This is a genomic window from Methanofervidicoccus sp. A16 (genome assembly GCF_003351865.1).
Classification (GTDB): domain Archaea; phylum AGJL01; class Methanococci; order Methanococcales; family Methanococcaceae; genus Methanofervidicoccus.
Genome location: NZ_CP022242.1, coordinates 881,505 through 903,452 on the forward strand (window position 1 = coordinate 881,505; position 21,948 = coordinate 903,452).

General features: G+C 33.5%; 17 protein-coding genes. 9 read left to right on the forward strand and 8 right to left on the reverse strand.

Annotation, left to right across the window (positions count from 1 at the left end):
* Positions 1-103: 103 nt before the first annotated feature.
* Both CFE53_RS04195 and cobA read right to left on the reverse strand, forming a co-directional pair.
* Entirely contained in the window at positions 104-691 is a 588-nt protein-coding gene (locus CFE53_RS04195; RefSeq protein WP_148120621.1) for a flavodoxin family protein, read from the reverse strand.
* Positions 692-806: 115 nt separating this feature from the next.
* Positions 807-1,532, reverse strand: a complete 726-nt coding sequence (gene cobA, locus CFE53_RS04200) for a uroporphyrinogen-III C-methyltransferase (RefSeq protein WP_148120622.1) — start codon at positions 1,530-1,532, stop codon at positions 807-809.
* Positions 1,533-1,994: 462 nt separating this feature from the next.
* Here cobA and cgi121 point away from each other — a divergent pair, with 462 nt between their 5' ends.
* The 3 genes from cgi121 to yjjX are packed head-to-tail and all read left to right on the forward strand — an operon-like array spanning position 1,995 to position 4,381.
* A complete protein-coding gene (gene cgi121 / locus CFE53_RS04205; protein WP_148120623.1) occupies positions 1,995-2,453 on the forward strand; it encodes a KEOPS complex subunit Cgi121 in 459 nt (152 codons plus the stop codon).
* A gap of 4 nt (positions 2,454-2,457) precedes the next feature.
* Positions 2,458-3,747 (forward strand): histidinol dehydrogenase, encoded by a 1,290-nt coding sequence (gene hisD, locus CFE53_RS04210; RefSeq protein WP_148120624.1) that lies wholly within the window; start codon positions 2,458-2,460, stop codon positions 3,745-3,747.
* Positions 3,740-4,381: an inosine/xanthosine triphosphatase gene (gene yjjX / locus CFE53_RS04215; RefSeq protein ID WP_148120625.1), complete on the forward strand. Its 642-nt coding sequence runs from the start codon at positions 3,740-3,742 to the stop codon at positions 4,379-4,381. The genes hisD and yjjX overlap by 8 nt, the downstream gene beginning before the upstream one ends.
* A gap of 962 nt (positions 4,382-5,343) precedes the next feature.
* Here yjjX and CFE53_RS04220 read toward each other — a convergent pair.
* From CFE53_RS04220 to CFE53_RS04235, 4 genes are all read right to left on the reverse strand, one after another.
* A complete protein-coding gene (locus tag CFE53_RS04220; protein ID WP_148120626.1) occupies positions 5,344-5,619 on the reverse strand; it encodes a signal recognition particle subunit SRP19/SEC65 family protein in 276 nt (91 codons plus the stop codon).
* Between the two features lies 1 nt (position 5,620).
* Positions 5,621-6,571: a magnesium/cobalt transporter CorA gene (gene corA, locus CFE53_RS04225; protein ID WP_148120627.1), complete on the reverse strand. Its 951-nt coding sequence runs from the start codon at positions 6,569-6,571 to the stop codon at positions 5,621-5,623.
* 24 nt (positions 6,572-6,595) lie between these two features.
* The gene (locus tag CFE53_RS04230) at positions 6,596-7,726 is read right to left on the reverse strand and encodes a DUF373 family protein (RefSeq protein ID WP_148120628.1); all 1,131 of its coding nucleotides are present in this window, start codon (positions 7,724-7,726) and stop codon (positions 6,596-6,598) included.
* A gap of 127 nt (positions 7,727-7,853) precedes the next feature.
* Entirely contained in the window at positions 7,854-9,056 is a 1,203-nt protein-coding gene (locus CFE53_RS04235) for an oligosaccharide repeat unit polymerase (protein ID WP_148120629.1), read from the reverse strand.
* Positions 9,057-9,201: 145 nt separating this feature from the next.
* On the opposite strand from CFE53_RS04235, the gene CFE53_RS04240 reads away from it, so the two are divergent.
* Entirely contained in the window at positions 9,202-9,651 is a 450-nt protein-coding gene (locus CFE53_RS04240; RefSeq protein ID WP_148120630.1) for an Hsp20/alpha crystallin family protein, read from the forward strand.
* A gap of 609 nt (positions 9,652-10,260) precedes the next feature.
* Here CFE53_RS04240 and CFE53_RS04245 read toward each other — a convergent pair.
* Both CFE53_RS04245 and CFE53_RS04250 read right to left on the reverse strand, forming a co-directional pair.
* Complete coding sequence (locus tag CFE53_RS04245) at positions 10,261-13,923, reverse strand: CARDB domain-containing protein (protein WP_148120631.1); 3,663 nt, start codon at positions 13,921-13,923, stop codon at positions 10,261-10,263.
* A 50-nt stretch (positions 13,924-13,973) separates the two neighbouring features.
* Positions 13,974-15,335: an ABC transporter substrate-binding protein gene (locus CFE53_RS04250; protein ID WP_148120632.1), complete on the reverse strand. Its 1,362-nt coding sequence runs from the start codon at positions 15,333-15,335 to the stop codon at positions 13,974-13,976.
* Positions 15,336-15,533: 198 nt separating this feature from the next.
* Between CFE53_RS04250 and CFE53_RS04255 the strand changes: the two genes are divergently transcribed.
* The 5 genes from CFE53_RS04255 (at position 15,534) to CFE53_RS04275 (ending at position 21,359) form a co-directional block, all read left to right on the forward strand.
* On the forward strand, positions 15,534-16,106 hold the full coding sequence (locus tag CFE53_RS04255) for a cellulosome anchoring protein cohesin region (RefSeq protein ID WP_148120633.1): 573 nt from the start codon (positions 15,534-15,536) through the stop codon (positions 16,104-16,106).
* A complete protein-coding gene (locus CFE53_RS04260) occupies positions 16,107-16,988 on the forward strand; it encodes a hypothetical protein (protein WP_253254739.1) in 882 nt (293 codons plus the stop codon).
* Entirely contained in the window at positions 16,985-19,114 is a 2,130-nt protein-coding gene (locus CFE53_RS04265; RefSeq protein ID WP_148120634.1) for a PKD domain-containing protein, read from the forward strand. The genes CFE53_RS04260 and CFE53_RS04265 overlap by 4 nt, the downstream gene beginning before the upstream one ends.
* 65 nt (positions 19,115-19,179) lie before the next feature.
* Entirely contained in the window at positions 19,180-20,229 is a 1,050-nt protein-coding gene (locus tag CFE53_RS04270) for an iron ABC transporter permease (RefSeq protein WP_148120635.1), read from the forward strand.
* The gene (locus CFE53_RS04275; protein WP_148120636.1) at positions 20,229-21,359 is read left to right on the forward strand and encodes an iron ABC transporter permease; all 1,131 of its coding nucleotides are present in this window, start codon (positions 20,229-20,231) and stop codon (positions 21,357-21,359) included. Before CFE53_RS04270 ends, CFE53_RS04275 begins: the two co-directional genes overlap by 1 nt.
* Positions 21,360-21,948: the final 589 nt, after the last annotated feature.

Below are 21,948 nucleotides of genomic sequence, written 5' to 3' on the forward strand. Positions count from 1 at the left end.
ATTATTAATACTAGTGTAATTTATTTTTATTATTTATTAATTTTTATATTAATTTTTTAAATTTTGATTTTTAAAATAAATTATTAATATTATAAAAAAATATTTAAATATTTCTCTTGTGGATAAACTTTATAACTTCAGCAACTTTTTTACCTAAGTTTCTTGAGGTTTTTATGCCAATCTCATCCTTCTTACAGTCTTCTACATGCCCTCCTACCCCTGTACCTCCGTAATGAGCAGTTGGATCGTTATCTCCCACTACTATCATAGAGTGTATAAGCATAAAGTTATGGATATCTCTTACTGTTGTCTCCTGTCCTCCATTTCTTGAAGCCCCCACTGCTATTGCACCACCTACCTTATTCCTTAGTTTAAATCCTCTCCTATAAGGTCTAGATCTATCAAAGAGCATCTTCAACTGGGCACTAACGCCCCCAAAGTAAACTGGAGAACCTATGATAATACCATCTGCTTTTGCCATCTTTTCTAGTATATCGTTTATATCGTCCATTATTATACACTTGCCCTCTTTTTTACACTCATCACAGGCTAAACAGGGATTTAACTCTTTTTCTGCTAAGGATATGTATTCTGTCTCAATACCCTCTTCTTCAGCAGCTTTTAAGGCTTCCTTTACTAAGAAGGCAGTATTTCCTTTCCTTGGAGAACCACTTATTCCTACTACTTTCAATGTATCACCTCTAGAGTATTATATTCCTTTAGTTTTTTCTATACTCCTTATAATATATTATATCAAACTAAATTATTAAAATATTTTATTTTTATGAATATTAATACTTTAGTGATTATTTAGTAATATCCAACACATTTACAACCTCTCCCACAACTATAACACCTGGAGGTTTAACATTGTTCTCTTTAGCCTTCTTAACAATATCTCCTAAGGTTCCCTTTATCACTTTCTGGCGCTCTGTGGTGCCGTTGGTTATTATAGCCACTGGAGTGTTCTCATCTCTACGGGGATTTTTCAGGAGTTCCTTAACATGATCCTCTAAGTTCGTTATTCCCATAAGTATTACAATTGTATCTCCATTTAGATCCCTCAATCTTACCTGCTTCTCATCTTTATCCTCTGCCTCATGTCCTGTAACTACTGTAAAGGATGTAGATACCTTTCTATGGGTTAAAGGAATACCTGCAACCTCTGGGACACCTATTGCCGATGTAATACCTGGGATAACCTCGTAGGGTATGTTATGTTTCTTTAAATAGAGTATTTCCTCTCCTCCCCTACCAAATACAAAGGGATCTCCACCTTTTAACCTAACTACAACTTTGTTTTCCTTGGCCTTTTCTACCAACAATCTATTGATATCCTCCTGTTTGTAGGAGTGTTTTCCCTTCCTCTTACCTACGTATATTAATTCTGCATCTTCCTTGGCGTATCTTAGTAGGTTTTTATTTATCAGATCGTCGTAGATGATTACATCTCCACTTTTTATAGCCTTTAATCCCTTAACAGTAATTAGTTCTTCATCTCCAGGCCCTGCACCTACAAGGATAACCTTCATTATTTTTCACCTTTTATTTATAAAAGCGAAACCAGATTTTTAAAAGATAAAAAATAATAATATATATTATTATAAAAATTATAAATATAAAAAGAAGGTTGTTAAAAATCAAATAAAACCTTTAAACACTGGTAAAATATTATAAAGAGTTAAATACTCTCCTTGAATATCTCCTGAACACTTAAGAAATGGAGTAAATCCCTTAACAACATTATTAATTGGGGATTCCATCAAAAGGTATTAATTCTATTGTAATATAGGGATGCCCAATAGTTAGAGTTAGAAGATAACGAAATCCCCTTTGGGAGATCATCTCTTTTATCCAGTATTTAGGAGTAGGGGAGGTATTTGTATGGGCAGATAGAGGTTTTTTATTTTTTAAATTTTTACCTAATTATTTTATAATTATTTTTATTATTATTTTAAAATATTACTTTGATTGGAAGTAAGGTTGTGATAACTATGATAGTTGTAGGTGTAAGGGACTGTACTATAAAAGAGGATATATTTAAATTAAATCTTCCCTTTCAAATATTAAATGGAGATGTTATAGCAACAGAGAAGCATATTTTACATGCTATAAATCAGGCAAAGTCTAAGGAACCTATCACAAACAGTTTCTGGATGGAGATCCTTGTAAGGGCCTCTGCACAGAGACAGATATCTACCGCCATAGAGATCATAGGGGTGAAAACTGGGAAGGGGAGGAATATCTGTATAGTATGCCCAGATGAGGATACATTAGAGGAGGTATTAAAACATACAGGTGGAAAGATAGATAACTCTGTATTGGATCTAAACCCTGAGAAGTTGGAGAGGATCAGAAAAATATACGATATTAAGGAAGATTATTTCAAAGATGAGGAAGAAGTTGTTAAAAGGATATGTGAAAAAATAAGTGTTATGGAGATAATAAAGTGATAGTATGATAGTTAAGGGAATTAAGGAGTTAACAGAGGAGGAAAAATATAGGATAATAAATAGAAATAAGATGAACCTAGAGGAGATAATACCGACAGTTAAGGAGATACTTGACAACATTAAAAATAGAGGAGATGAGGCTCTAAGGGAATATACCAGAAAATTTGATAAGGTAGATATTGAGGACTTCAAGATTTATGAGGAGGAAATAGAAGGGGCTTACAATAAAGTAGATGATAAGGTTGTATCTGCCATAGAGGTGGCTTATGAGAATATAAAGAGGTTCCATGAGATGCAGTTAGAGGGTATTAAAGAATGGGAGATGGAAAGAGATGGAATAAAAACTGGGCAGATAGTTAGGCCTGTAAGGAGTGCAGGGTGCTACGTACCTGGGGGGAGGGCGTTCTATCCCTCTACTGTACTTATGACTGTAGTACCTGCCAAGGTGGCAGGAGTTAAAAGGGTAGTTGTTGCATCTCCACCTTATGGGAAGGAGATAAACCCTGTTACCTTAGTAGCCTCCCATATTGCGGGGGCAGATGAGATATATAAAGTAGGTGGTGCCCAGGCTATAGGTGCTTTAGCCTACGGTACTGAAACAATACCCAAGGTGGATATAATAGTTGGACCTGGGAATATCTACGTAACCTGTGCAAAGATGTTGGTAAGTGGTAGTGAGGTAAAGATAGACTTCCCTGCAGGGCCCTCTGAGGTGTTGATAATATGCGATGAAAATGCAAAAGATGAGTACGTTGCCATGGATCTACTGGCCCAGGGGGAGCATGATCCCAACTCTTCCTGTATATTATTAACTACCTCGAGGGAGAAAGCCCTCTCTATCAGGGATAAGATTTTAGAGTTGATGAAGGATATAGAACGTAGAGGTATTATAGAGAAATCTCTTCAAAATATGGCTATACTCTACGGAGATATTAAAGAGTGTATTGAATTCTCCAACGAGTACGCCCCTGAACATCTAGAGATCATCACTGAAAATCCTAGAGAGATCCTTAAATACATCGAGAATGCAGGGAGTGTATTCCTCGGAGAGTATGCACCAGTACCTGTTGGGGATTACGCTACTGGGACAAATCACGTCCTACCAACTGGTGGTTGTGCAAGGATGTACTCAGGTTTAAGTGTAGATCACTTCTTAAAGAAGATCTCGGTACAGGAACTTAGTAGAGAGGGATTGGAAAGTATATCTGAGACTGTTATAACCCTTGCAGAGATCGAGGGACTGTACAACCATGCAAAGACAGTTAAGATAAGGTTAGGGGATAGTGATGTTTAAGGATAAGGTATGTGAGATATGTGGAGATCCTGCGAAGAACTATCTCTATGGGACCTTTCTATGCGATAGGGAGGAGTGTATAGAGAAGGCCAAGATGTTAAGAGGGGGACCTGGAGGACATAAACTGATAAGAGTTGCCCTTGGAAGTGAGAATCCCACAAAGATCAAAGGAACTCAGATGGCACTGGAGAAGGTTATGAAGAATATACTCATTGTTCCTGTAGATGTAGATAGTGGAGTGTCTAAACAACCTTTTGGAGTTGATGAGATTGTAAAGGGGGCTATAAACAGGGCAAAGGGGGCATTTGAGAAGGTCCCCTCTCACTACGGGATAGGTATTGAGGCGGGAGTGGTGGAGATAGGGGGAAAGTATCTGGATATTCATATATGTGCAATTTTTGATGGAGAGGAGTATACCATAGGTACATCTCAGGGATTCCAGATACCTGAAGAGATACTTGAAGAGGTTAGAAGAGGAGAAGAGTGTAGTAAGGCTGTTGAAAAGGTTTACGGTATAAAAGATATTGGAAAAAGGGAGGGCATAATTGGATATCTGACGAAGGACCTTGTAAGTAGGGTAGATCTTTGTAGGGATGCAGTACTTATGGCCATAGTGCCTAGATTACGTAGTTAAGTTTTTGGGAGAATTTTATAATATTTATCACAAAAATAATAAAAAGATTGATTAAAATTAAAAAATAAATAATAAAAATCTTAAAAACTCTTAACGTCCAAATAAAGATATAAAAGAGGTAAAAAAGTAAAAATATGACTACTACCTTCTGGATTATACCATGTATTAGGGAAATAGAACAGGATTCCTGCTGATCTTTTTTAAGAGTTTTTTGTCTCTTTTTTTTATTTGTTAATTTTTTAACCCTAGTTCCCACCAAAGTAATAATATAATAAAATAATAATAAAATAAAAATAAGGATAAAAACTAAAAAAAATTAAAAAGTAATTCTGCCTGTTTATCCAGTGTCCAAAAAAGGTTATATTTTATTTTTACATCTATCAGAATTTATTTATTATTATTCCTCTTAAACTTTTATTTTATAATTACCTTAGTTCCCATCCAAGTAGTGATTAAAGGACAATGAAAAAATGAAAATAAAAATAATTGTTATAATAATAAAAATCATGATTAAAATGATCAGTATAAAATCTATATATAAAAACTATTAAACATTCTAGGATCTTTCTGAACACTTAGGTAAGATAGGAGATCTTACTCTGATATCCAATTATATTGGAGGGCATACAGAGGATCATTATCCTCCAATCTTCTTTTTAAAAATGTTATATTTGAGAGATAGAAAGTTCTTATTTTAAATATTTTCTACATTTTTTATTTTTTTATTTTTATAATTATTTTTATTATTTTTTAAACTATTCTTTTGATGGGAACTAGGGTTTTATAATTATTATTTTTAATATCAATAGGTTTAAACGTTATATGGAATAATAAAATGAAGTAGAAGAAAAAATAAGAAAATAGTTAACATAAAAATACCCTAAATTAAGAATTTTTATATCTTTTCATTACTATTCTTCTGATCACTATCTTGATAGAAACTAGGACTTTTAATAGTTTAATTACTTCCTTCCATAGTTCCTACATATCTCCTTAAGTAATTCCAACTTCGAAATGCCCTCCTCTACTTTAACCTTAATATACCCACAGGGCTCCCAGTGTCTCCTTGGATGACACTTGTTTCTTACCATCTGAGGAGAATACCCCATCTTCTTTAACGTCCTGTATATACTATCCAACTTTGGATTTTTAACACCTAAACTCTTAGGCACTTGTCGTCCCTCCCTTCGACTCCTCTCCCTATCTATATAGACAGGCCAGATAACAATTTCTTTCATCCTATAACCACCCCTCCTTTATAAATATATACATAAGTATAACTATGGTAATCAAAACTACCCCCATAACTATCCAAAACCCATATGGATTATCTACAAGGGGCATATACTTGAAGTTCATACCAAATACACCAGTTATCCAAACAGGGACTGCAAACACTGTTGTAACCATGGTTAATATCTTCATTATCTGGTTCATTCTAATATTCTCTAAGGAAAGTCCCATATCCATCATTGAAACTAACAACTCCCTATATGTAGTCTCCATATCTAACAACTGGAGGGTATCGTAGTAGAGATCCTCTAAATGTTCCCTATCCTCCTGTGTGGTGATTGGCAGATACTTTCTCTTTAATATGGATAAAACATCCTTGTTAGATACTAGAGCCTTGTGGAAGTATACTAGGGTTTTTCTCAGTTGTAGTATCTCCTCTGTTACATTGCCATCTCCATTGATCAGGGCGTCCTCCAATGTGTCTAACTTATCCTCTAAATTTAACAGTATTCTCGAGTAATTTAAAGTAATCTGATTTAAAAGTACATAGAGAAAAAAACCCACCCCCTTCCCCATTAGTGTTTTCGGTTTCTTAGATTTTAGTAAACTATATATCTTCCCAATGGACTTTATCTTGTCAATATGGATGGTTAATACTATATTATCCTTTATAAATATTCCAAAGGAAGTAGTGGTAACCTCCTCCTCAAAGAGAGGAGCCTTATAGATAATCAGATAGTAATCCTCCTCCTCTTCAACCCTTGGAACCTCCTGTTCATCTAAACCTACTTTTAACTCATCTACACTAATACCTATCTTTCTAGAGAGTTTTAAAAGTTCCTCATCTGAGGGTGCATAGCAGTCTATCCATATTAATACGTAATCTCTATAATTTTCTAACTCTTCTAAATCTATTTTAACTATATCCTCTCCCCTGTACCCTAAAATCTTTAGCATACTATCCCAACATTTCTATATATACTATCTATTCCTGTTTCTGTTGTAGAAGAGTACTATAAAGAGAATACCAGTTATTATCGTATATACTACCACAGATACAACAAGTTCTATAAATTGTGCCTCTCCACACAGTAAATTTGAAAACTTAAGTAGGATCTCCCTCAGTATAAACAGAATCACAATCCCAAAGAGAAACTTCTTTAAAATATCTAAGATATCCCTACTGGAGTAGATGATATCGTCTATAGAGTGGGCTACCAGAACTATAAACATACTGAGTACAAAGAGATCTGTAAAATAATAAAGAAATTTACCTACAAAATTGACAAGATCTCCACTGTTAGCCATATTGTAGGAGTAAAATGCTCCTATAATAACTATTAGCAGGGCAATTATATTACCCATTGGTGTAAGTCTCCTAAACTCAAGAGTTTTCTTACCCTCCTTTAAGGATCTCTTTAGATCTTCAATTAAACCTGAACCCTCTGAGAGGATATACAACCCCACTATACCAACGATGATCCTCCAACCAAGATCTGCAAATATGGCGTAGATAACCATGGCAAACCCTATGGATGTAAATATAAAGGGCAGATATTGGGACATCGTTTTCTTAAGGAACTCCTGGATCAGGTAGTAGGTAGACTCTAGATATTCACTCTGCTTTACAACTATCCTCTTTTTCCACACAAACACATTTTTACCCTCTAAGTACTTCAGTACCAACTCGTCCTCCTTACCGTCAGATACGAAATAAACAAATGTGGGCTCGTAGAGATAGAGTAGGAAGTCCAACTGTTCCTTAATTTTCTTGGCACACTCCTTAGATTCCACATCTTTATAACCAGAGATAAGTGCCAACTCTACTTCATATCCTTCTCTTTTCAAATCGTCGTATAACTTCACACCTCCAAGTATGGAGTTTATATCTGTATCTCCTGGATCTGCCAGTCCCAGTTTAATAGCGGCGTTTATACAGTCAGACCTCCCTAGTACTGGAGTTTTAATGTTGGCCTTCCTACCTACATCGTCGTCCATATCTACTATAATAACGAGATATTTCTCCCTATCTCTATTGTAATTTCTATAGTTATTTTCATTTTCAACGTTATTAACAGTGAAAATACCTACAACGTTATTTTTAACCCCCATATATACCCCAATTTCAACAGTTTCATAATAAAATGATAAATTTAAAAATTATAATAATAATTATAATAATTATTTTATTGTTAATAATGATTCAGGTGTCTATCTTTAATCTATTCTTTAAGAGGACTTAATTAAATTTTTTAAGTTTATTACGAAGATTTAGCAGGGAATTTACATAGAGCATAAGAAAGGTAACTATCAGAAATCCGTAGTTAATACCTATCTCACACATAGAGAGTAGTATAGCTGCATATATACAGTATATTTTCCTATCTCCTTTATATATCGACCTACTGAATAAACCTAGTAGTGTTGCAAATAGTAGTCCATAGATACCAAAATCTAAGTATACAGGTCCAAACATGGTAGATGTGAAGTTGTGGGAGTAACCAAAGAGTAACTCTCCAATGAGTCTTTCACCATCTGGGTTCAATACAATCTTACCAAATGTATGGGTTGAGTAGTTTACTATCTTCTCCAACACTGTAATATCGAAGTAGGCTCTGTAAGATAGTATTTTAAGGATACCAATATTCCATCTCTGTCCAGAGGATAGAAGTATTACCTTAGACATAACTGCCAGTATAACTATCAACCCTAGTATCGAGACAACTATTCCCTTAAGAGATATCTTTTTTAGACTGTACCTATAGAGTAAAAAAGAGATAGTAAGTATTAGAATACCTGCTTTATATCCTAAAAGTAGGAGAAGTATAAAGGCTACTATAAAGTAGAGGGCATTACTCATACTTCCATAAACAAGGGCTCCAGTGGAGATAAGCCTTAAGGGATCCTTGGAGATAGCCATCCTAACATCGTAATCCAGTATAGGTATGGTGCCATACTTCACAGTTAGAACTATAAAGGACAGGATGCCCACTATGAATATTATAGTATCCATGTGTGTAAGTATTTTAAGTACAGAGGGTGGGTTTTTTATAATACCATCATTCAAAAACTTATAGACAACAAAAAGGTTTGATACTATCAACACTAAAATAGGATAGATTATAGACATTATATAGGAGTTTGTAATGGTAAAGACTCCGTAAGATATCAGTAGAAACAGTATTATACCGTATATTACAGGAAGTAATGTTTTCAACTGGATATTGAGTATTTTTATCCTACTGAAATACCTGTATACTTTATCCTCTATAAAAAAGGGTATGGAATAGAAGAATATAAAAAAGGTTATCAGTGAAAAAATCTTTATTAATGATGAGTATCCAAGAGAGGGATAGTAAGGAATGGCAAGTAGGAAGATAGCTAAATGTCCAAAAGTTATTATAAAAACAGGATGTAGAATATACCTCTCTAAAAAACTCATTATTTTAGTAAACTTTTTAATACTACCACCTTAAATTAGGGAGTGTTTTATCTTTATTGGTTGTGATTATACATACACTATACCAAAAAATTTATATAGAACTACTGAGGAATGGATATATAAGAATAAAAGAGGTGATAAAGGTATGTTTGGAAGGGATCCATTCAGTGAAATAGAAAAATTAATGGCAGAGATGTTTATGACCCCTATGATGGGAGTATCTACTAGAAGAGGAGCTCTAACTTCTACTGGTTTGGAGATCTCAGGTAGAGGATTCATGCCCATTACAGTAATAGAGGGAGACAACAATATAAAAGTTATTGCAATGCTCCCTGGTGTAAATAAGGAAGATATCGTATTAAACGCCATTGGAGACACCTTGGAGATCAGGGCTAAGAGGGCACCTTTGATGGTAACTGAATCTGAGAGAATCATATACTCCGAGATACCTGAAGATGAAGAGGTATATAGGGTAATAAAATTACCTGCAACTGTAAAGGAGGATGCTGCAAGTGCCAAGTATGAAAATGGACTTCTAATCGTAAACCTACCAAAGGCTGAAACCTCTATTAGAAGAGGTATTAACATAGAGTAAAAAGAATATCTCTATTTTTTATTTTTTAAAGAATAATTATATAGGATTTTTTTTAATTCTTTTTTTATTTAGTATTAACCTATATCAAAATAACAATTTAAAAACCCTAGTTCCCATCAAAGTGATAATATAAAAAATAATAATAAAATAAGAAATAAGAATAAAAACTAAAAGTATAAGAAGAATGTATTAAAATCAAAATAAGAGATAATCTCCTGGGATACTCTAACATACTATGGAAGTGGAGCAGATCCTTTTTTAATAGATTACTATTATTAACTTTATTATTTTTTTTATTATCTAAATCTTACTTTGATGGGAATTAAGGTTTATTTTATTATTATTCCTCTTAAGATTTTTATTATTTTTATCATAATAATTATTATCCTTCTAATTACAATCTTGATGGGAATTAAAGTAATTTAAAAATATTAAATAAAAATAATATTAGTTAAGAGGATTTACCTTATTTGATATCTAGATTTTGTTCAAAAAGAATGTATTTTCCTGTTTTTAATAATATCTTTTAATTTTTATTATAATTATAAATCTTTTTATTTTAGTTATTTTTTAGTTATAAAAAAAATAAAAAAGGAAATGAAAAACCAATTAAGACCTCTCTATCCTCACTGCTTCCCCATTCCTCCACTCCACAAAGATAGGCTCATCTGGGAGATCTTCCAAGGTTTTGAAGTACTCTACTGCTGCCTTTGTACCCCATCTGTCGGAACCTGCCAGGAGGACAACTGTATGGCCATCGATCTTAATTACCTCTATCACTCCCCTATGTTTTCCTGGGTATTCGTTTGTTACTCTTACTGGGAAGTAATTCAGGTACTTTTTCACAACTGGGTTTGCTACAGGGCCCCCTATGAGAATACAGTCTTCTTTTATCTCTAAGGATCTGTCAGTTATATTTACATCGGTTTTTAGGTACTTTGCTGAGAGGTTGATGTCTATCTCGGAACCTACAATAAGTTTTGTTTTATATACGAAATACATTATATTTTCTGATTTGATATCCCTTGCTACTATCTTAGTGAGAGGTGATGGTCCTCCTCCACTGGAAGTGTAAGGAGTATCTCTTTCATCTGTAGATCTTTTTATAGTAGTTTTCTTTGGTGGTAATTTTGCTGAGAGTGTAACTTTTACAACGGGATCTTTTATTAGTGTTATCTCCAATACTCCCTTGACAGGTATTCTGTACCATCCTATTTTATTCCCTATATCATTTTCTACCAGGGTTACTGTGGTAGTTCCATCGAATACTGTGACCTTTTCTACAGTTAGATTGCCTATTGGTATTCTAACTGTTATAAATCCTTTCTTGGAGGTATTTTCTGCCTTGAAGGAGATAGTAGATATTACCTTGTTTCCTACTTTTGTAGTATTCACTGTTTTATTATTTATTTTAAAATTCTGAGCTAGCACTGGTGTTATATTTTCTTTAATTTTTTCAACTACTTCTTCTACATCAGATTCGTTTTTAATTGTTTTATTTGTAATATTATTTGCCACTTCGAGGATTTTAGTTATGTTTTCAATTATACTTTCGTTTATAATTATATTTGTACTTTCGTTAAGTATTGGTATTAACAATGTGTCATTTAAGTTTTCTGCTTTTAATTTTGTTATGTTTATATCTTCTGTTATTATTAATTCCACTGGATATATATCTTTAATATTTTCACTTATTTTTATATTCTTTATATCTATAGCCACTCTTTTGAAAGGATAACCTCCAATATCTGAAAGGATTATTTTATGTAATATTATTGAGTAGGTTGTATCAGTTACATTAAAGGTAATATTAGTTATTGAGAAATTTCCAGATTTAGAGAAGTTGTAACCTGTTATAAATAATATATTGTTAGATAGACTCCAATTGGATATCCCTATTGAAGTAACATTTATTACTGATAGGTTTTCTAATTTGATATATATGTCATATCCTCCAACAGGTCTTTTCTCTGGGATATTTAAAACATCTAATGTTGCCCATATGGTATTATTATCTTGAGAGATTTTGTACAGTTTGACATAGGTGGTTACTGGTCGAACTTCAACTACCTTCACAATTTTGTTATCATCCTCATTCTCCTCGGGTACTACGTTCCCGACATCTACAACTGCCACTATGGTGTATGGTTTAATCTTTTCAGGAGTCCAGTTGAAGGTTAAAGTTTTACTTTCTCCTATCTTTAACCCATTTACAGTTATAGATCCTATCTTGTTAGCATCTGCATATAGATCCACTGAGAAGGATCTGCTATTATTTAAATGACCGTTGTTAGTTATGGTTACATTTATTGGAGTGTTTATTCTGTAGTAAGGAGTATCTATGGAGATGTTTGTTATGTTTAGGTTAGGTCCTCTAATGGTGACCGTTGCTGGATTGATAGTTATATTTTTGAAGAGATAGCCATCTACATCAGATATATTTACTTCCTCGAAGCTAATACTTATAGTGCTTACACCTATAACTTTGAATATTGCCGTAGCTATTATACTAGAAGTATTTATTTCCCCGTCTATTATCTTGAATATAACTTTACCTCTTTCGAAGGTTATATTTTTAAGATCTTGTGTAGCATTTACAAGGAATGTGAAATTAGTGCATGTTAGTACCTGTGGATCGTAAGTTAGTACTCCCTCTATTCCCTTTACAGGTCTTCTGTAATCAACACCATATAGGGAGATATTTACAGTGAATGTATCGTCTAAGTCAGTTGTTAAGTTTGATGGATTTATTTTTATGTATATTGGTTTCTCAGTAACTTTAACTACCTTCACAATTTTGTTATCATCCTCATTCTCCTCGGGTACTACGTTCCCGACATCTACAACTGCCACTATGGTGTATGGTTTAATCTTTTCAGGAGTCCAGTTGAAGGTTAAAGTTTTACTTTCTCCTATCTTTAACCCATTTACAGTTATAGATCCTATCTTGTTAGCATCTGCATATAGATCCACTGAGAAGGATCTGCTATTATTTAAATGACCGTTGTTAGTTATGGTTACATTTATTGGAGTGTTTATTCTGTAGTAAGGAGTATCTATGGAGATGTTTGTTATGTTTAGGTTAGGTCCTCTAATGGTGACCGTTGCTGGATTGATAGTTATATTTTTGAAGAGATAGCCATCTACATCAGATATATTTACTTCCTCGAAGCTAATACTTATAGTGCTTACACCTATAACTTTGAATATTGCCGTAGCTATTATACTAGAAGTATTTATTTCCCCGTCTATTATCTTGAATATAACTTTACCTCTTTCGAAGGTTATATTTTTAAGATCTTGTGTAGCATTTACAAGGAATGTGAAATTAGTGCATGTTAGTACCTGTGGATCGTAAGTTAGTACTCCCTCTATTCCCTTTACAGGTCTTCTGTAATCAACACCATATAGGGAGATATTTACAGTGAATGTATCGTCTAAGTCAGTTGTTAAGTTTGATGGATTTATTTTTATGTATATTGGTTTCTCAGTAACTTTAACTACCTTCACAATTTTGTTATCATCCTCATTCTCCTCGGGTACTACGTTCCCGACATCTACAACTGCCACTATGGTGTATGGTTTAATCTTTTCAGGAGTCCAGTTGAAGGTTAAAGTTTTACTTTCTCCTATCTTTAACCCATTTACAGTTATAGATCCTATCTTGTTAGCATCTGCATATAGATCCACTGAGAAGGATCTGCTATTATTTAAATGACCGTTGTTAGTTATGGTTACATTTATTGGAGTGTTTATTCTGTAGTAAGGAGTATCTATGGAGATGTTTGTTATGTTTAGGTTGGGACCTTTAACGGTGACTGTGGCGGGGTGGATTATAATTTTATCTTTATTATATGAATGTCCACTATCGTTAGCTATTACTGTCTTTTTCAAAGTTATATTTATCTCTCCAGGCTTTAATGTCTTGAAGGATAGAACAGCTAAGGTGAAATTACCATAGGGTGACTCAGAGAACCATATTAAACTTATTTTTCCAGAAGAAAGATTTACTTCTTTTAAACTAGCATTTTCTCCAACTTCACTTAACTTAATATCAGTTAAATTCACTACGTTAGAATCATAACTTATCTCAGTTTCAAAACCTCCACATTTTCCATCCTCAGGTACATTCTTTACAACTAAAGTTAAGTTAAAAATATTTCCTACCTCTACCTCCACATTACTAGGTACAAGTTCTACTGTGATATCCTCTCCATAACAGATACCAATCAATGACATCAATAAAATTGCTATTAAAAACTTCCATTTCATACCCTTTCACCCCAAAAAATATTTTAAAAATGATAAAAGAAGGAATTAAATTAATTCGCAGTATAAGGTTCTGCAGTGTTACTCTCTGGGTAGTACCTCAGGAAGAAGTGGGTTGTTCTTCCCTTGAATGCCTCAGGATGTATTATAGCACCTAAGTCCATTAGAACCTCGTCGGTTTTCATCAGTCCAAGTTGCCAGTAGTCATCACTTATACAGAATAACCTTCCATTTTGCACAGCTTTGAATTCCTTATATCCAGGGTGATCCTCCTTAAAGGTATCTAAGTACTTAGTTGTTGATGGCACTACCCATATATCAGCGTCCTTTGCCCTCTCTGCAAAGGTTTCATAGTCTATCTTTGCACTACCTGTACCTGGATAGTCGGTGAATATGTAAGATGCGTGGCAGAAGTCCATTATTCCCTTGGCAACGTAGGATTGAGCCTTAGGTACAGATACACCCCATCCTCGATAGTTCTTACCCCAGGCAACTAACACATTTGGATCACAGTTGTAGGTTCTTCTCTTTACATCTAAGGATCTCTTCTCAACCCTTGTGAAGTACTTCTTGGCAGCATCTTCCTTGTTGTAGAATGCTGCAAACATCTTTACCCATTCACACCTTGCTAAGTATGTTGGTTCCAAGTACTCTGCATTTGCAACGTAGGTTATATTTAACTCCTTACACATTTCTATTATTGCATCTCCATCGTACCCTGGATATACGAATATTACCTGTGGAGAGATATTTACTATTAGATCCCAGTTTGGCTCCCGGGTTGAACCAACGTCTATTATAGATCCATTCTCAAGTCTCTTCTCTATCTCCTCAAAGTACCACTTGTATCCACTACCCCACATAATTCCCTTTATTGAGGATATCACAGATCCATCGTCATTTAAGGGCATCATTAGTGCAATGTGTGTTGAACTCATGACGACAACGTTCTCCAGTGGTACATCTATTACTATATCGTACTTACCTTTAGCCCATTCAGGTACTGGCTGGGACTTGTTCTTCAGTAAGATTTTCTGATCTTTATCATCCACGAATATCTTATAAGCCCAACTCTCTCCCTCATATGGATTTACTTCATTACCCTCCTCGTCGTAGTACTTTAGATTCATGTTTTGAGCATACTTTATAGGTTCTTTCAATTTCTCGTAATTTTTAAATAGATACACTACATCTGCAATGTCTATACTGTTGTCACAGTTTAGATCTCCGTCTTCAAACGGTAGGTTCCTATTTTTAAATAGATACACTACATCTGCAATATTTATTTCACCATCTTCATTTACATCCCCAAATCTGTAATTGTAGTTGCTCTCTGCAAATACGGGCATTATTAATATTAATAAAGTTACAACACTTAGTATTACTTTAGGAATAATATATATGTTTTTTGTCATAATATGCCACCTCAAAACTTTTTTATATTACTAAAATATATTAAAAAAATATTTTCTATTATTTTTAAATAAACTAATCACAGCCCTATTTTTTACAGAACTTTATATTTATATATTACGGTTTATTTTATAAAATTTAAAATTTACTTTAATTCAGATATTTTTTAATAAGATAGAGAAATAGAAGGAGGGTGAATTATGAAGAAAATATTTCCCATAAGTATACTATTTGTAGTTTTGCTATTAGTAGAAGGGGTTTTAGCGTCAGAGAATATCTATCTAAAGGTAGACATGCCTAAAAAGATAGAAATAGGTAAAAATTTTACCATAGATGTAGATGTTAATTTAAATAGAAATATCTCTGGTTTTGAATGTAAGATCGACACACCTATCTACGGTGCAGAGTGTATCCAATTTATAAATGCTACGGGAAATGAAAAAATAAAAGAAAAAGCAGGGAGATTTTACCTATTAGATTTAAAAAATAACTCAGTGTTTATCAGATTTGTTCTTTTAGATAAACCTCTAAATTCAGATTTCCATCTAATTACAGTAAAAGGAAGAGCACTAAAAAAGGGGAATCTAACTATTAGATTCAGTGCAGTAGCCTCAGATGAAAATGGTAATGCCATCAAAATATCTCCCGTAACCTATCACTTAGAGATAGTTGGTAACAGCCAGGACAGTAGCAAAAAAACAGAGGATAATAACGTATTCTCTTGGATAATTGAGATCATATCAAATATCCTAAGAATGATATTCGGTGGTTAAATGAGGAGGGTTTTCTATATTTTTATTACCTTACTATTTTTTTCAATGTTTTTCACTAATACCTATGCTCTGGACAGTATAGTTGTGAAGTTAGATCCTGATTATGTAAAAACCTATGAAGAACCGGTATATTTTAAGATATGTGTAGAGAACATACCTCCAAGGGAGAGTTTAGGTACACCATCAATATATTCCGATCCTGAAATAATAGATGGAGGATGCCTTGGAGTTGATATATATATTAATTACTCCTCTGAACATTTAAAACCTATAGGATTCAATTGGAGTGAGGAATTTAAAAATGTAAAAATGAAAGAATATAGATTTGAAAATGGAACGTTCTATCTCAGTATTTCCTTTCAGGATCCTAAAGAAGGTAATATATGTCTTGGTACTCTAACTTTCAGTCCCATTAAAAAAGGTAGAACTACTTTAAATCTTTCAGGTATAGTAAGTTCCGAATATGGAATAACATACAGTAATAAAAATAGATACTATATAGATTATGGTAAAACTTCCCAACGTATTGAATATTATCCAAATACTGAATTTCACGGTGCAACGGTAGTTATTGAAGGAGAGGGCAACTATATTAACTACTCCACGAAGTTGGAAGAAACTTTGGGTGAAAGTAATATCGTAGATGAAGAAAGTTCAGAATACAGAGGTAAAGTTATCAATAATATAACAGTTATTATTAATCAGGATGTTCCCAAGGTTGTTGTAAAAGAGATTAATATATCAGAAGGAAAACCCAATATTACCGTTATAGTAAACACTTCAGAGGTGTTAGATTATAAATTGTTAATTTACACTTTCATAGGTAGTTTATTATCAGGTATTCTTTTCGGAGCAATAATGAAGTTGATGAGGATAGTATGAAACCCATAACTATTTTGTTGTTAATGGTATTTTTTTTATTTATTCCACTATCTCAAGGAGAGAACATTACAGTGGAACTTGTACCTCGTAGTGTAGAGGTAGAGATCGGAAGTACCTTTAACTTAGATCTAGTTGTAAAGAATGTTCCTGAGGATGGAAAGTGTCAAGGTTTTGAAACTGAGATACATTACGATCCTGATATTGTAAATTTAAGTAATATTCAATTAAGTGAGGTTGGAGAGAGAGCTGGTGATTTTACTACTATAAAGATAAACCCCACCTATGGATACATGTCTCTAATGTGGCTCTCTGATCCACCCTATGGTAACTTTACCTTGGCTACCCTCTCCTTCAAGGCGTTGAATCCTGGAGAGGTAAATGTAACTTTAAGAGATGTAGCAATATCTGACGAGAATGGACATTCGTATAAAAATATAGTGAAATATCCAGCAACAGTAACAGTGAAATCCATAAATGAATCCATAGGAATTCTAACACTGAAAAATTTCAAGATAAACAGTAAAATAGATGGTATTTTATCTCTAATTGTGGCAGAAACACCTGTAAAGAATATATCTGGAAAAATAGTTTTTAGTAACGTATCTCTCGTAGGAGTGCCCGTACCTCTCGATGTAGGCATGTCTAGAAATTACAGTTACTCCATAGAGAATAATACTTTCTTATTCTTCACAGCCCTCTCTAAGGAGTATGAAAATAAAACAGCATTTAATTTCTTAAAGATACCATTATTGATAAACAGTTCCTCTTACAACATATCTATAAATCTATGGATAAACGGAAAGTTAGTAGAAAATGTATCTATTATTAAGGAGGAAAATACCACTCCAAAATACAGTGGTTTAATTTTCTATGTAGATGGAGATTATAGAGAGAAGATAAACATATCCTTAGGTTATTCAAAAGAAATAAAATTAAAAGTATACAACGTTAATAGAAACCTCACCAATTTCTCTGGATGTATCTTTATAAACAACTCCCTCTTTAAAGTTTCTAACTACAGAGTACCTGAGTACTCTAAAATATATAAGAGGATAAATTTCTCCAACATTACCTACAACAACAGTTATCTATACTTTAACATCTCCCTTACAAATGGAACAAATGGGACTTACAGTATATTAAAATTTACAATATCTCCCAAGGTTAATGAAAACATCTCCTCTCTTATTTATCTAGAAAATCTTTCCATATACGAAAACTGTACAGAATTATCACTTCCCTATAAAAATCTCACAGTAAATATAATAAAAAGAAGAGAGAATACGCCTCCAAAGTTGAAAGTAGTTCTCTTTATAGAGGATAATAAAAAAGTTCATTTCAGAGCCTTAGGTTACGATGCAGATAACGAGACGTTGAGATACTTCTGGGACTTTGGAGATGGGAAAAATTCAACGTTACAGGATCCTGTACATATATACACTAACTGTACTACATATTTAGTATCCTGTACAGTGTGGGACAGTTTTAATGAGAGTGATAAGGTAGAGTTCATACTTCCTATAGTAGATGTATCACCCCTTGAATCCTACTCTATAATTGATATAAATACTTCTCATAACAACTCTAAAAACTACACCATTTATTTAAATCTCTCTTTAAAAAATCCCTTTGAATATAAAGTAGGAGGATACATCAACTTTGTAAATTACTACAACAATTACTACCCCCCAAAGCTACAGTACTATATAGAGTTAGATCCTAATGAGACTAAAAGTTTACTGATCCCCATTAATATCACTAAATCCTGTGACATAAAATGGAATGTAGTGTATTATCCACTATACAAGGATAAACTCCTAGGGGATGCGGAACTTAAGTACTATCAATGGGATTTTGAGAAAAAGATAGATGTATCAAAGTACAGTAAAAAACCCATAGAGGAGAGTATAGTATATAAATATATAAATACTTACTCCAAGGTAGTGAATATCAGTACTCCCAAGGTAGTGGTGAAGATAATAAGGTGTTACGATGGAGAGTATATCGTATCTAAGGATATTGTTGTTAGTACAAAATCTATATACTTCTACATCGCTACGTCTCTCTCTGGGTTTATGATAGGATTGATAACAATATTAACTGTTATAAAAAAGAGAGGATTATAAATATTATAATTTTTGCTCTAATTATATTATTTTTTTATTTAATAATTATTATCAACGGTGAAACTTTGAAATACAAGAGGTTTCTAACGGTATTCTTTATATCACTTGTTATACTCACTCTTTTATCCTACGTAAGTATCAAAGAGGGTACTATTCCTATAAAGGATGAACAGTTGAAAAAATACCTCCTAGAGGGAACCTCTGGCAATCCTATTATTGATAAGATAATAGGGAAGTTAAGACTACCAAGAACTGTGGGAGCCATCATTGTCGGAATGGGGATTGCAGTTGCAGGGATACTTATGCAGGGATACTTCCGGAATCCTCTGGCAGATCCCTATCTAATGGGTGTGGCAAGTGGTGCCTCCTTAGGTGTTGTGTTGTATATATTCACATCTCTACTTTTCAACTTAGGGTTTCCTCGTTCACTATATGGCTTTATCCTTGCAGCCTATATAGGTTCTCTGATTACCATGTTTGTAGTTATCAACATCGCAAGGGTTGTTAAACAGACTGCAACCTTACTGATAAGCGGTATTATGATAGGTGCCATAGCCTCTGGATTTACCACTATAGTGGTATATACTGCAGACTTTCTCGGCGAGGAGAGATCTGAACTCTCTGGGTATCTTATGTGGGGTATGGGTTCTGTAAATAACTTAACTTGGGATCAGATCCGAATCATGACTTCACTAATCATCCCTGTAGTTATACTATCCTACATATTACTATCGAAAAAACTTGACGCCAATCTCCTTGGAGAGATGTACGCCCAGAGTGTAGGGGTTGATATAAAGAGTTTAAGGAGGTGGTTGATAGTACTCTCCTGTATATTAACTGCAACGGTAGTGGCTTTTACAGGGCCTATAGCCTTCGTGGGAATGGTATGTCCTATAATAAGTAGGATGGTAGTGGGAACTTCAAAACACCTCTATGTAATACCTACAACTGCCCTCTTAGGTTCCATATTTGTACTTCTTGCAGATATACTTACAAGACCTGGAGTTCTGATACCTACATCCTCTAACAATCTGCCTCTTCTATGTCCTCTATCTATAATAGGGGCGCCTATAGCTATACTGATATACTTAAAGATAAGGCGTATGGGGATATAATGAGTTATTATAGATACTTTGTAATAACTACTCTACTAATTTTTATAGCGATACTCGTTATACTATGTATGTACTATGGAGGAAATGCCAGATCTATCACCTTAGGAGATACTACAGATTTTATTCTATATGAAACAAAGGTTATGTTAAACAGCATATATCATAAAATCACTGGAGAGGATCTCTTCTATCTACCTCCTCTAAGTGAAGAGAAGAAATTTAAATATACACTTTTAAAAGAAGTACGTTTTCCCCCAATTTTCGGAGCCATTATTGTAGGGATAACCCTATCTGCATGTGGTTTAATGCTTCAGACACTCTTTAGGAATTTACTAGCCTCCCCCTATACTACAGGTATATCTAGCGGTGTACTATTTGCAGTTACTTTGGTAATATTTATAGACAGTATTGCACAACTCTTTTCCATCCTCAACATAGATGAGAAGATAGTTGCCGGCTGGTGTGGAGGTATATTATCCCTAATAATACTCCTTATAATAGCACTTAGAGTTAAGGAGGTAAATGGTGTTCTAATTGTTGCCCTCCTCTTCAGTTATCTCTTTAGAGGCATAAGTTCCTATTTAATAGCAAATGGAGAGGAACTCTCTATTGTAGAGTACTATATGTTCATAGTTGGAAGTTTAACAAGGGTTAATTTAAACAATCTTTTACCTCTTACCCTAATCACTTTAATCTTTGTGATAGGTAGTGTATTTTTAATAAAACCTCTAAACGCCTTACTCTTTGGTGAATCCTATGCTAGAAGTTTTGGATTAGATGTAAAAAAGATCAGAGTACTAATACTACTACTAACATCCTTCGTTGTTGGAGCCATAGTTCCCTACCTTGGACTTATGGCATTTGTAGGAATAGCAGCTCCCTATATGGCAAGAGTTGTAATAAAGACCTCCGACCATAGGTGGCTACTACCTACAACGATGCTATTAGGTATTATCTTGATGCTTGTCGCTCATCTAATATCCTTGAAGTATTGGGTACCTATCCACTACCTCTACGGTATAAACCGCCCTGCCCAAATCTTACCTGTAGGTTCTATCTTAGAAATAATAGGAGGATTGTTGGTGGTATATTTGGTATACAAAGGAGAGAGAAAAGTAAGAATACAGTAGAAAATAATAACTCTAGTTTCCATTAAGATAGTTGATTAAAAAATAATAATTATTATAAAAATTATTTAAAAGAAAAAGAACATAATTAGAATAAAAACCCTACTTCCCATTAAAAAATATCCTGATAAGAAACAATAACAACTATAAAAATAAAAGTATAAAAGGAAGTATTAAAATCAAAATAAGAGATAGATAATCCTTCCTGGATACTCTGAGATACTATAGAAGTGGAGTAGATCCTTCCTCACAGGTTGCTATTATTTAATATTTTATAAGGTATTATATTTCAATATTTTTTCTAACCCTAGTTCCTATCAAAAAGGATAATTTAAAGAATAATAAAAATATATTATAAAAATAAAAAATAGAGAAAATGTTTTGATAAATAGAAAACCTCTATTATTCCAGATAATAAAATTTTAAAAAGAAGATTGATGATCCTCTGTAAACCTTCTAGTGTAGTGGATATCAGAATATGATTTCTTATCTTACCTAAGGGTTCGGAAGGATCTTAAGATATCTAATATTTGTATATTGAACCCCTAGTTCCTATCAAAAGGATAGTTTTAAAAATAATAAGAATAATTAT

What these genes read in the sequence shown, in the direction of transcription:
- cobA (WP_148120622.1), bottom strand. Translation starts at nt 1,532, where the DNA reads ATGAAGGTTATCCTTGTAGGTGCAGGGCCTGGAGATGAAGAACTAATT.
- cgi121 (WP_148120623.1), top strand. Translation starts at nt 1,995, where the DNA reads ATGATAGTTGTAGGTGTAAGGGACTGTACTATAAAAGAGGATATATTT.
- hisD (WP_148120624.1), top strand. Translation starts at nt 2,458, where the DNA reads ATGATAGTTAAGGGAATTAAGGAGTTAACAGAGGAGGAAAAATATAGG.
- yjjX (WP_148120625.1), top strand. Translation starts at nt 3,740, where the DNA reads ATGTTTAAGGATAAGGTATGTGAGATATGTGGAGATCCTGCGAAGAAC.
- CFE53_RS04220 (WP_148120626.1), bottom strand. Translation starts at nt 5,619, where the DNA reads ATGAAAGAAATTGTTATCTGGCCTGTCTATATAGATAGGGAGAGGAGT.
- corA (WP_148120627.1), bottom strand. Translation starts at nt 6,571, where the DNA reads ATGCTAAAGATTTTAGGGTACAGGGGAGAGGATATAGTTAAAATAGAT.
- CFE53_RS04230 (WP_148120628.1), bottom strand. Translation starts at nt 7,726, where the DNA reads ATGGGGGTTAAAAATAACGTTGTAGGTATTTTCACTGTTAATAACGTT.
- CFE53_RS04235 (WP_148120629.1), bottom strand. Translation starts at nt 9,056, where the DNA reads ATGAGTTTTTTAGAGAGGTATATTCTACATCCTGTTTTTATAATAACT.
- CFE53_RS04240 (WP_148120630.1), top strand. Translation starts at nt 9,202, where the DNA reads ATGTTTGGAAGGGATCCATTCAGTGAAATAGAAAAATTAATGGCAGAG.
- CFE53_RS04245 (WP_148120631.1), bottom strand. Translation starts at nt 13,923, where the DNA reads ATGAAATGGAAGTTTTTAATAGCAATTTTATTGATGTCATTGATTGGT.
- CFE53_RS04250 (WP_148120632.1), bottom strand. Translation starts at nt 15,335, where the DNA reads ATGACAAAAAACATATATATTATTCCTAAAGTAATACTAAGTGTTGTA.
- CFE53_RS04255 (WP_148120633.1), top strand. Translation starts at nt 15,534, where the DNA reads ATGAAGAAAATATTTCCCATAAGTATACTATTTGTAGTTTTGCTATTA.
- CFE53_RS04260 (WP_253254739.1), top strand. Translation starts at nt 16,107, where the DNA reads ATGAGGAGGGTTTTCTATATTTTTATTACCTTACTATTTTTTTCAATG.
- CFE53_RS04265 (WP_148120634.1), top strand. Translation starts at nt 16,985, where the DNA reads ATGAAACCCATAACTATTTTGTTGTTAATGGTATTTTTTTTATTTATT.
- CFE53_RS04275 (WP_148120636.1), top strand. Translation starts at nt 20,229, where the DNA reads ATGAGTTATTATAGATACTTTGTAATAACTACTCTACTAATTTTTATA.